The following is a 13,521-nucleotide window of genomic DNA, read 5'->3' on the forward strand; positions in this document are numbered from 1 at the left end:
TCCCATGTCTGTGCCTGAAAGCTCGTCCCCGACAAATCAGGGTTTCAACACCCGCGCCATCCACGCCGGCCAGGCGTTTGAGCCCCGCACCGGGGCCGTCGTGCCCCCCGTGCACTTCTCCTCGACCTATGCCCAGGACGGCATCGGCGGGCTGCGGGCCGGTTACGAATACGGCCGGGGCACCAACCCCACCCGTGACTCGCTGCAGGAGCAGCTGGCGGCCCTGGAAGGCGGCAGCGCCGCGTTCTCCTTTGGCTCGGGCCTGGCCGCCGAGGACTCCATGATCCGCGCCCTCACCCGGCCCGGTGACCACATTGTGCTCGGCAACGACGCCTACGGCGGAACATACCGGCTCATCAGCCGGGTCCTGGGGGAGTGGGGCATCGGCAACACCCCGGTGGACATGTCCGACCTCGACGCCGTCGCAGCCGCCGTCGCGGCCGGAGGCACCGCCGACGGCGGCGGCAAGACCCGCCTGGTGTGGGTGGAGACGCCGTCGAACCCGATGATGAAGATCACCGACATCGAGGCGCTCGCCAAGGTCGCGCACGACGCCGGCGCCCTCCTCGTGGTGGACAACACCTTCGCCTCCCCGTACTTGCAGACCCCGCTCGCCCTCGGCGCCGACATCGTGGTGCACTCCACCACCAAGTACATCGGCGGCCACTCCGACGTCGTCGGCGGCGCGATCGTGGTCAATGACCCGGAACTGGCGGAGAAGATCGGATTCGTCCAGTTCGCCGTCGGCGCCGTGTCCGGGCCGATGGATGCCTTCCTCACCACCCGCGGCCTGAAGACCCTCGGGGTGCGCATGGACCGGCACAGCGACAACGCCCAGGCCGTGGCCGAATGGCTGCTGGAGCGCCCCGAAGTGGAGGCCGTGCTCTACCCGGGCCTGCCCTCCCACCCGGGCCACGAGCTGGCCAAAAAGCAGATGAAGAAGTTCGGCGGCATGATCTCCGTGCAGTTCAAGGGCGGCGAGGCCGCGGCGCGCAAGGTGGCCGAATCGACCTCCGTCTTCACCCTGGCCGAGTCCCTGGGCGGGATCGAATCGCTCATGAACTACCCGTCCGAAATGACGCACGCCTCGGTCAAGGGCACCGAACTGGCCGTCCCGGTCAACCTGATCCGGCTCTCGTGCGGCATCGAGGACGTCGAGGACCTGATCGCCGACCTCGACGCCGCGCTCTCCTCCCTCGACGCCGGCAGCTAACCGCACCCGCAGCTGCACCGCGAAGCTGCACCGCCGCAGCCGACCCCTGCCCCGCGTGTTTCCGCCGAGCGGCCCACCCTAGCTTTCTCTAAGAGAGTCAGCTAGGGTGGGCCGCATGGCACTCCGATCCGACTGGTCCCAGCGGACCTGCAGCATGGCCCGCGGCCTCGACATCCTTGGCGATCCCTGGAGCATGCTCGTCCTGCGCGAGGTGTTTTTCGGCAACGGCCGCTTCGAGGCCATGAAGGCCCGGCTCGGGGCGGCCGATTCCGTCCTCACCAAACGGCTCGCCGGGCTCGTGGACGCCGGGCTCCTCATCCGGCGGCCTTACGACGACGGCCGCCGCGCCCGCCAGGAGTACGTCCTCACCGCCAAGGGCGAAGACGCCCTCCCGGTGCTCAACGCCGTCGTGATCTGGTCCGAAAAGCATCTCCCGGCGCCGTCCGGGCAGGCACACATGTTTGTCATTCACAGCGGCTGCGGGGAGAGGACCTCCTCCGCGGACACGTGTACGGCCTGCGGGGAACCGCTGACGGCCGCCAACACGAGCTGGCACAGTCTCTCCCGCACCGCGGAGCCCGTGCCCCTGGCTTCGGCCGGCACCGGGACCCCTGCCCACTCCGAGAACGGAACCGCCGCATGAGCGCCCCTGAAATCATGACCCCCGCGCCGGTCCGCCGCCGCATCCACCCGGCGTGGACCGTCGCCGCCGTGGCTTTCCTCGCGCTCGTCGGCGCCGCCGGGTTCCGGGCCGCGCCGGGCGTGCTGATGGTGCCGCTGCAGAACGAGTTCGGCTGGTCCACCACCGTGCTTTCCGCCGCGGTCAGCATCAACCTGGTGCTCTTCGGGCTCACGGCGCCGTTCGCGGCAGCGCTCATGGAACGTTTCGGCATCCGCGCGGTCACGGCCGTGGCCCTGGTGCTGATCGGCGCCGGCAGCGCGCTGACGGTCTTCGTGACCCAGTCCTGGCAGATCCTGCTGACGTGGGGGCTGCTGATCGGGCTCGGCACCGGGTCCATGGCGCTGGTCTTCGCCGCGACCATCGCCAACACCTGGTTCGCCAAGAGCCGGGGCCTGGTAATCGGCATCCTCACCGCCGGCAGCGCCGCCGGACAACTCGTGTTCCTGCCCTTCATCGCCGCACTGGCCCAGGACCCGGGCTGGCGGCAGGCCTCGCTCCTCATCGGTGCCGGCGCGCTGGCCGTGGTGCCGCTCGTGCTGATGTTCCTGAAGAACTCCCCGGCCGAGGTCGGCGTGCTGCCCTACGGGGCGACGCCGCCGTCCGCCGGCCCGGACGCCGCCGGCCAGGAAACCAGCGGGACCGCACCGACGGTTCCGGCAGGGCAGGAAACGCAGGAACCCCGCCGGAACGCCGCGATCCGGGCCCTGCAGGTCCTCAAGCGGGCCAGCAAGGTACGTACCTTCTGGGCCCTGGTGGCCGGTTTCGCGATTTGCGGCGCGACCACCAACGGGCTGATCGGCACCCACTTCATCCCCTCCGCCCATGACCACGGCATGCCGGAAACCACCGCGGCCGGCCTGCTCGCCGTCGTCGGCCTCTTCGACATCATCGGCACCATCGCCTCCGGGTGGCTCACGGACCGCTTCAACCCGCGGATCCTCCTCGCCGTGTACTACCAGTTCCGCGGGATAGGGCTGCTGGTCCTGCCGCTGCTGCTCAGCGCCAGCGTCCAGCCCAGCATGATTGTGTTCGTGGTCATCTACGGCCTGGACTGGGTCGCCACGGTGCCGCCGACCGCCGCGATCTGCCGCCAGGTGTTCGGTGCCGACGGGAGCGTCGTGTTCGGCTGGGTGTTCGCGGCCCACCAGCTCGGCGCGGCCGCCGCGGCCCTCGCGGCCGGGGCGGTCCGTGACGCGACCGGCCAGTACACCTTCGCCTGGTTTGCCGCCGCCGCCATGTGCACCATCGCCGCCGTCATCAGCGCCACCATCCGCAAGGACGCCCGGAAGCCGGACTCCGTCCCGGTTCCGGCGTAGCTGTTCTGTAGACTGACCCGACAGCGAGGGCGCGTTTGCGCCGCCCTGGACGGAACCGACCAAACGGCCAGCGTCTACACCAGCAGCCCGATGGGGGAATTCATGTCAGTGCCCGATTCAGACCACAGCCCGGCGCGGCACTCACCCGTCCCGCAACTGTTCCGGCTCTCCGTCATCCTGGCCATCGCCGCCGTGGGCTACTTCATCTGGATCTCGCTCGGTGTCTGGGGCAAGCACGGCCTGGACTTCAGCGTCTACTGGTACGGCGGCAAAATCCTCAACGATGCCGGCGCTGCGCCGTCAGAGCTGTATAGGGGAAATGTGGACTGGGCCGGCGGGCCGAACCTGATGTTTACCTACCCTCCGTTCGCCGCCATGATCTTCGGCCTGTTGGCCCGGCTGCCCCAGGCGGCGGCCCTGAACCTGTTCAACGCTGCCGGCGCCGTCGTGGCGATCCTGACCGCGGTCCGAACGGTCCGCTACTGGAACGCGAGATCCTCCTGGCGCGCCACCTTCCGGGCACCGGGCAACGTCTGGGCCGCCGCCGTCCTGGTCCTGGCCGTGCTGAACCTCGGCCCGTGGCGCGAGACCCTGGTGTTCGGCCAGATCAACGCCCTGCTGATGGGCCTGATCGCTGTGGACCTGCTGGCCCGCAACCACCGCTGGACCCGGGGCTTCCCCGGCAGCGGCTTCCTGGTGGGTGTCGCCGCCGGCATCAAGCTGACGCCCCTGGTGTTCGGGCTCTACTACCTGGTCCGCAAGGACTGGCGCGGCCTGGGCAACATGGCCGCCGGTTTCACCGCCACCGTAGTGGCCGGCTGGCTGCTGCGGCCCGCCGAATCCCTGCAGTTCTGGCTCCAGATGCTGCCGGACACCTCCCGGATGGGGGGAGCGGGCTATGTGGACAACCTGTCCCTCAAGGGCGCGCTGCTGCACTTCGGAGTCCCGGAAGCGCACGTCACCGTGCCGTGGCTGGTGCTGAGCCTGCTGGTTGTGGCCGTGGGCGCCGCAGTGATCAAGGCCGCCAGCGATCAGGGCGCCCGCGTCGTGGCCGTATCGGCGACGGCGCTCACCATGCTGCTGATCAGCCCGGTCTCGTGGTCCCACCACTGGGTGTGGGTCGCGGCGGTCTTTCCGGCTTTCGCCTGGACCCTGCGGGAAACTCCGCGCCGGTACCCCGGATTGCGCTGGACCATGGGCGGCGTGCTGGGCGTGTCGATCCTCGTATTCCTGTTCTCGCCCAAGACCATTGGCACGGCCCTCGGCGCCGAAAACCTCGATATCCAGACGCCCGGGCTGTGGATCATGGCCTCCAGCGCCGGCGTTTTCTGCGCCGTGGCCCTGCTGGTGTGCTGGCTCGTGGCCCTGCGCCGGGACCCGCTGGCGACGGAGCTCGACCTTGCACGCGGGCTCGACCTTGCCGCCGAACCGGTTGCCGAACGGGACGACCGGGCCGCCGCCTCTACCTCCTCGTAGGCGCCGCGCCGGCCGCCACCGCTAGGCTGTTCGGCATGAGCTCCCTTGTCCCGCGCAAGACTGCCCTTGTCACCGGCGTCGGCCGGCTCGCCGGAATCGGCGCCGGCATCGCGCGCCGCCTCGCCGCGGACGGCTGGGACCTCGTACTGACGTACTGGCCGGACTACGACGCCCGGATGCCGTGGGGAGTCCAGCCGGACGACGTCGAACGCCTCACCGCCGAGCTGCAGCCGACCGGCGCAGCCGTCGTCGCGCTGCCGGCGGATTTCCAGGACCCGCACGCCGTGGACCGGCTGATGGCCGCCGCCGCGGCGGAGGCCGGAACCCTGCAGGGCATGGTGCTCAGCCATGCCGAATCCGTGGACTCCGGCATCCTGGACACGTCCCTGGCGAGCTTCGAGCGGCACTTCGCCGTCAACACCCGGGCCAGCTGGCAGCTGATCGCCGCTTTCGCCCGGCAGGCCGGCCCCGACGGCGGGGCGATCGTGGCGCTGACCAGTGACCATACCGCCTTCAATCTCCCCTACGGGGCATCAAAGGGCGCCCTGGACCGGATCGTGATCGCGGCCGCCCGGGAACTTGGCCCGCTCGGGATCAGCGCCAACGTCCTGAACCCGGGACCGGTGGATACAGGCTGGATGGATGCGCCGATCCGGGACGAACTGGCCCGGAGGCACCCCGGCGGCCGGCTGGGCACTCCGGCGGACGTGGCCGGCACCGTCGCGTTCCTGCTCTCGCCCGAGGGCCGTTGGATGTCCGGACAGCTGGTCAAGGCCGACGGCGGCTTCTCCGCCTGACGTCCCCGGACTCTGCCTCCCTGTACGCCAAGGTGGTAGCCCGCGGCAGCAGACGCTGATTCGGGTATCCGATGGTGGCCGGATCCGGTCAGTCGGCGGTCAGCAGGGCCAGGGCTGTTGCCAGTTCGGCGGCGGCGCTTTGGAGGAGGCAGGCCGTCTCGCGTGCACGGGCGTTGCGCCCGGACTGGAGATCGGCATCAATGAGGTCGGCTATGAGTTCGAGCCGGCAGGCACCGGCCCTGGATGCGGACCAGGACAGACTTTGGGCGGCGAAGCGCGCGTCCTCCCAGTCCCCGACGGTCAAGGCTCGGTGGACCTTTTCGACCCGGTGGGGAAGCACGAGCTGGGATGTACTGACGAAGTCGTGGAACCGCCAGGATTGGAGTGTTCCTGCGCTCTCCTGAAGTCGGTTTGGGTCCAGAACGCGTGCCGTGGCGATGCGGACACGGTACTTGCGGGGTCCCTGGCCAGCCCCGGAAATATCCTGGTCGTTCACGCCCGCGCTGGCCGTGGCGTGACGTGCCGGAAAGAAGCGGAGCGTCCACACGTCTGACTTGGCACTGAGACCCATGATGTCCCCCCCGGCATCCTGTACCGACCCGTCGGATCGGTAGCGATGGCACCACTCTACGAATGCGCTCCAGGGAGAACACGAGTGCTGCCTACCCGAAAACTCAGCAGTCATCACTTGTATCACTGGCCTCATACGTATCAAAACGACCGGGATCGCCTTCGCGGGATCCAGGTGGCCGCACGGCCCAGTCCATCTCGCGCAGCTAGCGGAAGGCGGGCAGGCCCGTGATGTGCTGGCCCAGGATCAGGGTGTGGACCTCGTCGGTGCCCTCGTAGGTGCGGACGGATTCCAGGTTGTTGGCGTGCCGCAGCGGCGAATAGTCCAGCGTGATGCCGTTGCCGCCCAGGATGGTGCGCGCCTCCCGGGCAATAGCGAGCGCCTCCCGCACGTTGTTCAGCTTGCCGAGCGAGATTTGCTCGGGACGCAGCGTGCCGGCGTCCTTGAGCCGGCCCAGGTGCAGGGCCAGCAGGGTGCCCTTCTGGATTTCCAGGAGCATGTTCACGAGTTTCTCCTGCGTCAGCTGGTACCCGGCCAGCGGCTTGCCGAACTGCAGCCGCTCCTGGGCATAAGCCAGGGCCGCCTCGTAGGAATCCCGGGCGGCACCCATCGCACCCCACGCGATCCCGTACCGGGCCTCGTTGAGGCAGGAGAAGGGGCCCCGCAGCCCCCGCGCCGTCGGCAGCAGCGCCTCCGGACCCAGCCGGACGGCGTCGAACGTGATGTCGCACTGGATGGAGGCGCGCATCGAGAGCTTCTGCCCGATCGGCGTCGCGGTGACCCCCGCGGTGCCGGCGGGGACGAGGAAACCGCGCACGCCGTCGTCGGTCATGGCCCACACCACCAGCACGCCGGCCACGGAGGCGAGCCCGATCCAGCGTTTGGCGCCGTCCAGGACCCAGCCGGCGCCGTCGCCGGAGCCGTCGCGGCGGGCGAAGGTCTTCATCGAGGCTGGGTCCGAGCCGGCCGTGGGCTCGGTCAGGGCAAACGCGCCGATCAGCTCGCCGGCGGCCATCCGGGGGAGCCACTCCTGCTTTTGGTCCTCGGAGCCCCACTTGTGGATGGCAGTCATGGCGAGGGAGCCCTGCACGGAGACGAACGTGCGGACGCCGGAATCGCCGGCCTCGAGTTCCATGGCCGCGAGGCCATATTCGACGGCGGAGCGGCCGGGGCAGCCGTAGCCCTCCAGGTGCATGCCGAGCACGCCGAGCTCGCCAAGTTCCGGGGCGAGCTCCAAGGGGAACACGGCGTCCTCGTACCAGCCGGCGATACCCGGCCGGATCCGCTGGTTCGTGAAATCGCGGACGCGCTCACGCACGGCCAACTCCTCCGTGCTCAGCAGGGAATCGATCGCCAGGACATCGGAAACGTCGGAATCGTCGGGAATGCCAGCTTCGTTGCTCATGCCAGCATCCTACGGCCGCACCTGCAGGGGCACGCCGCAGGCCTACACTGGTGCCATGGAAACCGCATCCGTGCTTGCTGTCTGCAGGGTTCACCAGCTGCTCGATGATCCCGGCAGCGTCGGGGTCACCGCGATCGACAAGCGCCCCGTGGATGGACCGGTGAAAGTCCATAAACTTGGCCTGCGCGGTGATGTCCAGGCCAGCAGGATCCACCACGGCGGCGAGGACCAGGCACTGTACGCGTATTCGCAGGACGACGCAGACTACTGGGCCGGCGAGCTCGGGCGGGACATGCCGCCGGGCATCTTCGGCGAAAACCTCCGGATCACCGGCCTCGACGCCTCCAACGCCGTGATCGGCGAACGGTGGAAGGTGGGACTGGACGTCGAGGTGGAAGTCACCTCGCCGCGCATCCCCTGCGCCACCTTCCAGCGGCGGATGGGCGAGCCTCACTGGGTCCAGCGGTTCACCGAGGCGGGCAAGGTGGGCACCTACCTCCGGGTGGTCCGGACCGGCAGCATCGAAGCCGGCAACCACATCCACCGGCTGTTTGTCCCCGCCCATGGCGTGACGATCGCCAAATGGTTCACCGATCCCACCCTGGAGGACATGGAGGCCCTGCGCGACGCCGATGCCGACGGACAGATCCGCCTGCAGCCCGAGTACCACCAGAGGTTCGAGCAGCTGCAGCGCCGTCTCGGGGTCTAGGCGTGGGGAGCCGGTGTGCGCAAGCTCACCGCCCGCCGTCGGCCCCTCAATTACCACTGTTCTGTTCCATGCCCTACACTTGAAATATCCCCCACTCCGGAAATCCCTTATTCCTGCCCAATTCTTGAGGCAGGACTGGCAAGTGTTGGGGCCCGCAAATGTGATGCGGGCATTTTCATAGGGAGAGCCGGCAAAAGAAAACGCTGTACAGACTGCTGGGATAGCAGCCAAGAGATGCAGCGGGAAGTCCTGCCACGGGATTGCGAAAGCGCCGGACTTCTATGTGACCCGCCGGTCAACCGTACGCCCGGCAATTCGTGTCACGCGTACTGCGGCTCCGCTCACCTCGGGTTGTGCCGCTTGGCCCCTATGGATGAGGAAATTTCACCTATGCCCGAAAATCAGAACAACTCCGTCGACACCGAAACCATTCAGAGTGACGTCGAGACTTCTGAAACGGCTGCCCCCGCAGCCGGCTCCGCCCCGGAATTCACCGAGGCTCCTGCAAACGTTGTAGCACCGGCCGCCGAAGCTGCCGAAGTTGCCCCGCAGGCTGACACCAAGACCGAGGCCACTTCCGCCCCGGCAAAGGACGAGGACGCCGAGGAAGAAGGCGTCAAGTTCGTAGACCTCGGCATTGACGGCCGTGTCCTGGCTGCCCTGCAGGACGTCGGCTACGAGAAGCCGTCCCCGATCCAGGCAGCAACCATCCCGCTGCTGCTCGAAGGCCGCGACGTCGTGGGCCTGGCCCAGACGGGTACCGGTAAGACTGCAGCATTCGCAGTACCGGCACTGTCCCGCCTGGCCGAGCTCCACGACCTCAACGGCCCGTCCCGCAAGACCCAGGCCCTGGTGCTGGCTCCCACCCGCGAGCTCGCCCTCCAGGTCGCCGAGGCCTTCACCTCTTACGCCAAGCACATCGACGACTTCACCGTCCTCCCGGTGTACGGCGGCTCCGCCTACGGACCCCAGCTCGCCGGCCTGCGCCGCGGCGCCCAGGTTGTTGTCGGTACCCCCGGCCGCGTCATCGACCACATCGCCAAGGGTTCCCTCGACCTCTCCGAACTCCAGTACCTGGTGCTGGATGAGGCCGACGAGATGCTCCGCATGGGCTTCGCCGAAGACGTTGAGCAGATCTTCCAGCAGACCCCCGCGGGCCGCCAGGTTGCGCTGTTCTCCGCCACGATGCCGAGCCAGATCCGCCGGCTCTCCAAGCAGTACCTGAACAACCCCGCCGAGGTGCAGGTCAAGTCCAAGACCACCACGGGCGCCAACACCCGCCAGCGCTACCTGCAGGTCATGGGCCCGCACAAGCTCGACGCGCTGACCCGCATCCTCGAGGTCGAAGAGTTCGAGGGCGTCATCGCCTTCGTCCGCACCAAGATGGCCACCGAGGACCTCGCCGACAAGCTGCGCTCGCGCGGCTTCCAGGCCGCCGCCATCAACGGCGACATCCCGCAGCAGCAGCGTGAGCGCACGGTCGAGGCCCTGCGCGACGGCAAGATCGACATCCTTGTTGCCACCGACGTTGCCGCCCGCGGCCTGGATGTTGAGCGTGTCAGCCACGTGGTCAACTACGACATCCCGCACGACACCGAGTCCTACGTCCACCGCATCGGCCGTACCGGCCGTGCAGGCCGTTCCGGCGACGCGATCCTGTTCATGACGCCGCGCGAGAAGTACCTGCTGCGTTCCATCGAGAAGGCAACCCGCCAGCCGGTGGAGCAGATGCACCTGCCCACGGCCGAGACCGTCAACACGCTGCGCCTGGGCAAGTTCGCCGAGCGCATCACGGAGACCCTCGCGTCCGAGGACGTTGCATCGTTCCGTGACCTCATCTCCTCCTACGAGGAAGAGCACAACGTGCCGGCCTCGGAGATCGCCGCCGCACTGGCCGTCATGGCCCAGGGCGGTCAGCCGCTGCTGGTCAAGGAACTGCCGGCCGCTCCCGAGTTCCAGAAGCGCGAGCGCTCCAAGGACGGCTTCGGCTCACGCGGCCCGACCCGCACCCTGACCGAGGGCAACGCCACCTACCGGATCGCCGTCGGACGCCGCCAGCGCGTCATGCCGGGTTCGATCGTTGGCGCCATTGCCAACGAAGGCGGCATCTCCTCGGCCCAGATCGGCGGCATCGACATCCGCTCGGACCACTCCCTCGTGGAGCTCCCGGCGGACCTGAGCTCCGATCAGCTCAAGGCCCTGTCCCGCACCCGGATCGGCGGCGAGCTGATCCACCTCGAGCTCGACAACGGCCGTAAGCCCTCCGGGGACCGTGGCTCCTACCAGGGCAACCGCGGCGGCGAGCGCGGCGGAGACCGTGGCGGCTACTCCGGTGGCAGCGGCAACTTCAAGGGCAACGGCGGCTTCAAGCGCGAATTCCGCAAGGGCGACGGCGAGCGGTCCTCCGCTGACCGTGGCGGCCGCTCCTTCAGCGAGCGTTCCGAGCAGCGGACCTTCGGCGCCGACACCCGCAAGCCCCGCACCGAGGGCGGCTTCAAGCCCCGCAACAAGTGGTAACCACTAGCACCATCTGAGAACGGGCCGGCTCCCTGAGCCGGCCCGTTCTTGTTTAACCATTTCGCCCCGTGTTCGCTTCGTCACAGCCGCGGCGGCCGGACGGTCCCGGGAGCCGATTCGGGCTCCCGGGACCCCGCTGGGAGCCCGGATTTCCGCTGTTTCCGGCATGTTCGGCGTCGTTGGCCCGCCGATTTGTTGGTGGGCGAATCTTCCGGTAGAGTATTTACTCGTTGCCCCCCTAGCTCAGTGGTAGAGCGCGTTCTTGGTAAGAACGAGGTCACCGGATCGATTCCGGTGGGGGGCTCTGAATGAGGGCCTGTGTCAAGGCGGTTTTTGACCGGCTTAGCGCAGGTTTTCCTCATTTACGGCGGTGTAGCTCAGTTGGTTAGAGCGCACGACTCATAATCGTGAGGTCGGGAGATCGAGCCTCCCCACCGCTACAGGCAAGACCCCCGGAATCCATTGAGATTCCGGGGGTTTTTCTGTCCCGTCGGTAGGACCGTTGAACACATGAAGCCCCCGCGGCCCCACATGCGGCTGCAGAAGGACGTTGACAGCGCGATGATGGGGAGGGGGCCGCGAAGGTGGGCGAGGCAGCGAGGGAGGCTGCCTGCTTACTGACAGGGCGCCGGCATGCGGTTCCGCGCGCGACCCGCTATGCCAGGACTTGCGCCTCCCGCGAGGCATTGAGATCCTCCACAGCCCCCTGCATATGGGTCCGGATGGCCTGCTGCAGCGCTGCTTCGTCTCCCGCCTCGAGCAGGTCCAGCAGCTTCTGGTGCTCGGTGACCAGCACGTCCACGCGCGGGTAGGCCACTTCGAGGTCCAGGATGCACATACGGGATTCGGCAGCCAGTGTTTCGTAGATCCGGATCATCCGCGAGTTACCGGTGCCGGCCACGAAGGCTGTGTGGAAGTCCATGTCCAGCTTCGCCAGCGCCTGCCAGTCCGCGGCTGCCACGTTTTTGGCCATGCCAGCAATGATGGCTTTCAGCGACTGGGCGGTCTTCTTGACCATTGGCTGGCCCCCTGCGAGCAGCATGTGCGCACACGCTGTCTCCACAGCCTCCCGGACGTCGTAGATTTCCCTGATGTCCTCTTCGGACAGTTCCAGGACGAAGACCCCACGGTTGCGCCGGCTCACCAGGATGCCCTCCTGGCAGAGCCGCTGCAGGGCTTCCCGCACCGGCCCGCGGGAGGTCTTGAGCTGGGTGGCCAACACCGACTCGTTGATTTGCTGGCCGGGGCGGAACTTGCCCAGCACAATGTGCTCCCGGAGCTGGTCAGCGATCAGCTCGGCAGTGGGTCGTCCTTCTAGCATGAATAGTTCGCCTGATGACGCCATCTGGCTCATCTCCTTGGTTCGGCCCGAAGTTAGCGGACAGGGATTGCTGTGTATTTGTATTCCAAGAATTCTTCGATGCCGGTCCTGCCGCCCTCCCGGCCCAGGCCGGACTGCTTGACGCCGCCGAAGGGGGCAGCAGGATTGGACACGATCCCGGTGTTCAGGCCCACCATTCCTACTTCCAGGGCGGCAGAGAATCGGAGGGCCTTGTCCACGTCCTGGGTGAAGACGTAACCCACCAAGCCCCAAGGGGTGTCGTTGGCCCGCCGGATCACTTCGTCTTCGGCGTCGAACGTGCTGATGGCAGCCACGGGACCGAAGATCTCTGTACTCATCAGTTCTGCGTCGGCGGGAACGTCAACCAGGACGGTGGGTTCGTAGAAGTAGCCGGGACCGTCTACCCTGCGTCCGCCGGTGAGGATGCGGGCGCCCTTGTCCACTGCGTCGGCCACGAGTGTTTCTACCTTGTCCAGTCCCGCGTGGCTGATCAGGGGTCCCACGTCTGTGCCTTCGGCGGCTCCGTCGCCCACCCGCAGCTCCGCGAGGCGCTTGGACAGCTTCTCTCCAAAATCCGCCGCCAGCGTGCTGTGCACGTAGAAGCGGTTTGCTGCGGTGCAGGCTTCCCCCATGTTCCGCATCTTAGCCTTGATGGCGCCATCTACGGCCCGTTCGATGTCGGCGTCAGCCAGCACGATGAACGGTGCGTTGCCGCCCAGCTCCATGGAGGAGCGCATCACGTTGCCGGCTGCCTGTTCCAACAGCAGCTTCCCTACTGCCGTGGAGCCGGTGAAGCTGACTTTGCGGGCAATCCCGCTCCGCATCCACGGTTCCACCACGGTGGACGCCTTCGAGGTGGTGACGACGTTGAGCACCCCGTCCGGAAGGCCGGCCTTCCGGAAGATCTCCACCAATGCCAGGGACGTCAGCGGGGTCAGCTCGGCCGGTTTGAACACCATGGTGCAGCCTGCGGCCACGGCGGGGGCGATCTTCCGCGCACCCATGGCCAGCGGGAAGTTCCAGGGCGTCACCAGGACGCAGGGTCCCACCGGTTCCTTGGTGATCAGGATGCGGTTGTTGCCGTCCACGGTGGTGGTGTGGTCGCCACCCACCCGTACAGCTTCTTCGGAAAACCAGCGCAGGAACTCGGCGCCGTAAGCCACCTCGCCTCTGGCTTCTGCCAGAGGTTTGCCCATCTCTGCGGTAATGATGGCGGCCAGGAGGTCCGTGTCCTCTAGCACCAGCTCGTACGCCCGACGCAGGATGTCCGCCCGGTGCCGGGACGTTGAGGCTGACCAAGCTGCCTGTGCCCTGCCGGCAGCCTCGATGGCGCGCCTTGCGTCTTCCGGTCCGCCGTCGGCTACCTCGGCGATCACCTGGTGGGTTGCCGGGTTCTCCACCTCGAAGGTGGTTGATGATGCCGCGGGCTGCCAGGAGCCGTCGATGAACAGCTCAGTGTGTAACGTCCCGAGGTCAAGGGTGGTGGTGCTCAT

At 67.7% G+C, this 13,521-nt stretch carries 11 protein-coding genes and 2 tRNA genes; 9 read left to right on the forward strand and 4 right to left on the reverse strand.

All coding sequences use genetic code 11. The annotated features are described in order from the left end of the window. The first annotated feature begins 4 nt into the window (after window positions 1-4). The 5 genes from AC1DZQ_RS10680 to AC1DZQ_RS10700 all read left to right on the forward strand — a co-directional run bounded on the left by AC1DZQ_RS10680 (window position 5) and on the right by AC1DZQ_RS10700 (window position 5,484). A complete protein-coding gene (locus tag AC1DZQ_RS10680) occupies window positions 5-1,213 on the forward strand; it encodes a cystathionine gamma-synthase (protein ID WP_476963512.1) in 1,209 nt (402 codons plus the stop codon). A gap of 115 nt (window positions 1,214-1,328) precedes the next feature. Then, window positions 1,329-1,856: a winged helix-turn-helix transcriptional regulator gene (locus AC1DZQ_RS10685; RefSeq protein ID WP_476963513.1), complete on the forward strand. Its 528-nt coding sequence runs from the start codon at window positions 1,329-1,331 to the stop codon at window positions 1,854-1,856. Then, on the forward strand, window positions 1,853-3,211 hold the full coding sequence (locus tag AC1DZQ_RS10690; RefSeq protein WP_476963514.1) for an MFS transporter: 1,359 nt from the start codon (window positions 1,853-1,855) through the stop codon (window positions 3,209-3,211). Before AC1DZQ_RS10685 ends, AC1DZQ_RS10690 begins: the two co-directional genes overlap by 4 nt. A gap of 102 nt (window positions 3,212-3,313) precedes the next feature. Further along, on the forward strand, window positions 3,314-4,687 hold the full coding sequence (locus tag AC1DZQ_RS10695) for a glycosyltransferase 87 family protein (RefSeq protein WP_476963515.1): 1,374 nt from the start codon (window positions 3,314-3,316) through the stop codon (window positions 4,685-4,687). Window positions 4,688-4,722: 35 nt separating this feature from the next. Next, window positions 4,723-5,484 (forward strand): SDR family oxidoreductase, encoded by a 762-nt coding sequence (locus AC1DZQ_RS10700; RefSeq protein ID WP_476963516.1) that lies wholly within the window; start codon window positions 4,723-4,725, stop codon window positions 5,482-5,484. An 88-nt stretch (window positions 5,485-5,572) separates the two neighbouring features. Here the strand turns inward: AC1DZQ_RS10700 and AC1DZQ_RS10705 are convergent, their stop codons facing one another. Next, entirely contained in the window at window positions 5,573-6,055 is a 483-nt protein-coding gene (locus AC1DZQ_RS10705; protein WP_476963517.1) for a hypothetical protein, read from the reverse strand. Window positions 6,056-6,260: 205 nt separating this feature from the next. Next, entirely contained in the window at window positions 6,261-7,460 is a 1,200-nt protein-coding gene (locus tag AC1DZQ_RS10710; RefSeq protein WP_476963518.1) for an acyl-CoA dehydrogenase family protein, read from the reverse strand. A 55-nt stretch (window positions 7,461-7,515) separates the two neighbouring features. Here AC1DZQ_RS10710 and AC1DZQ_RS10715 point away from each other — a divergent pair, with 55 nt between their 5' ends. The 4 genes from AC1DZQ_RS10715 to AC1DZQ_RS10730 all read left to right on the forward strand — a co-directional run bounded on the left by AC1DZQ_RS10715 (window position 7,516) and on the right by AC1DZQ_RS10730 (window position 11,126). After that, window positions 7,516-8,169, forward strand: coding sequence for an MOSC domain-containing protein (locus AC1DZQ_RS10715; RefSeq protein ID WP_476963519.1), 654 nt, complete (start codon window positions 7,516-7,518; stop codon window positions 8,167-8,169). Between the two features lie 390 nt (window positions 8,170-8,559). Continuing rightward, window positions 8,560-10,686, forward strand: coding sequence for a DEAD/DEAH box helicase (locus tag AC1DZQ_RS10720; RefSeq protein ID WP_476963520.1), 2,127 nt, complete (start codon window positions 8,560-8,562; stop codon window positions 10,684-10,686). 232 nt (window positions 10,687-10,918) lie between these two features. Further along, window positions 10,919-10,990: transfer RNA gene (locus tag AC1DZQ_RS10725), tRNA-Thr, on the forward strand. 62 nt (window positions 10,991-11,052) lie between these two features. Next, a tRNA-Met gene (locus AC1DZQ_RS10730) sits at window positions 11,053-11,126 on the forward strand. Between the two features lie 215 nt (window positions 11,127-11,341). On the opposite strand, the gene AC1DZQ_RS10735 is transcribed toward AC1DZQ_RS10730, so the two are convergent. Beyond that, entirely contained in the window at window positions 11,342-12,007 is a 666-nt protein-coding gene (locus tag AC1DZQ_RS10735) for a GntR family transcriptional regulator (protein ID WP_476963521.1), read from the reverse strand. A gap of 53 nt (window positions 12,008-12,060) precedes the next feature. Further along, window positions 12,061-13,521 carry an NAD-dependent succinate-semialdehyde dehydrogenase gene (locus AC1DZQ_RS10740; RefSeq protein ID WP_476963522.1) on the reverse strand — a complete coding sequence of 487 codons (1,461 nt, stop codon included), beginning with the start codon at window positions 13,519-13,521 and terminating at the stop codon, window positions 12,061-12,063.

It is taken from the genome of Arthrobacter sp. P1_C12_2 (genome assembly GCF_056406415.1).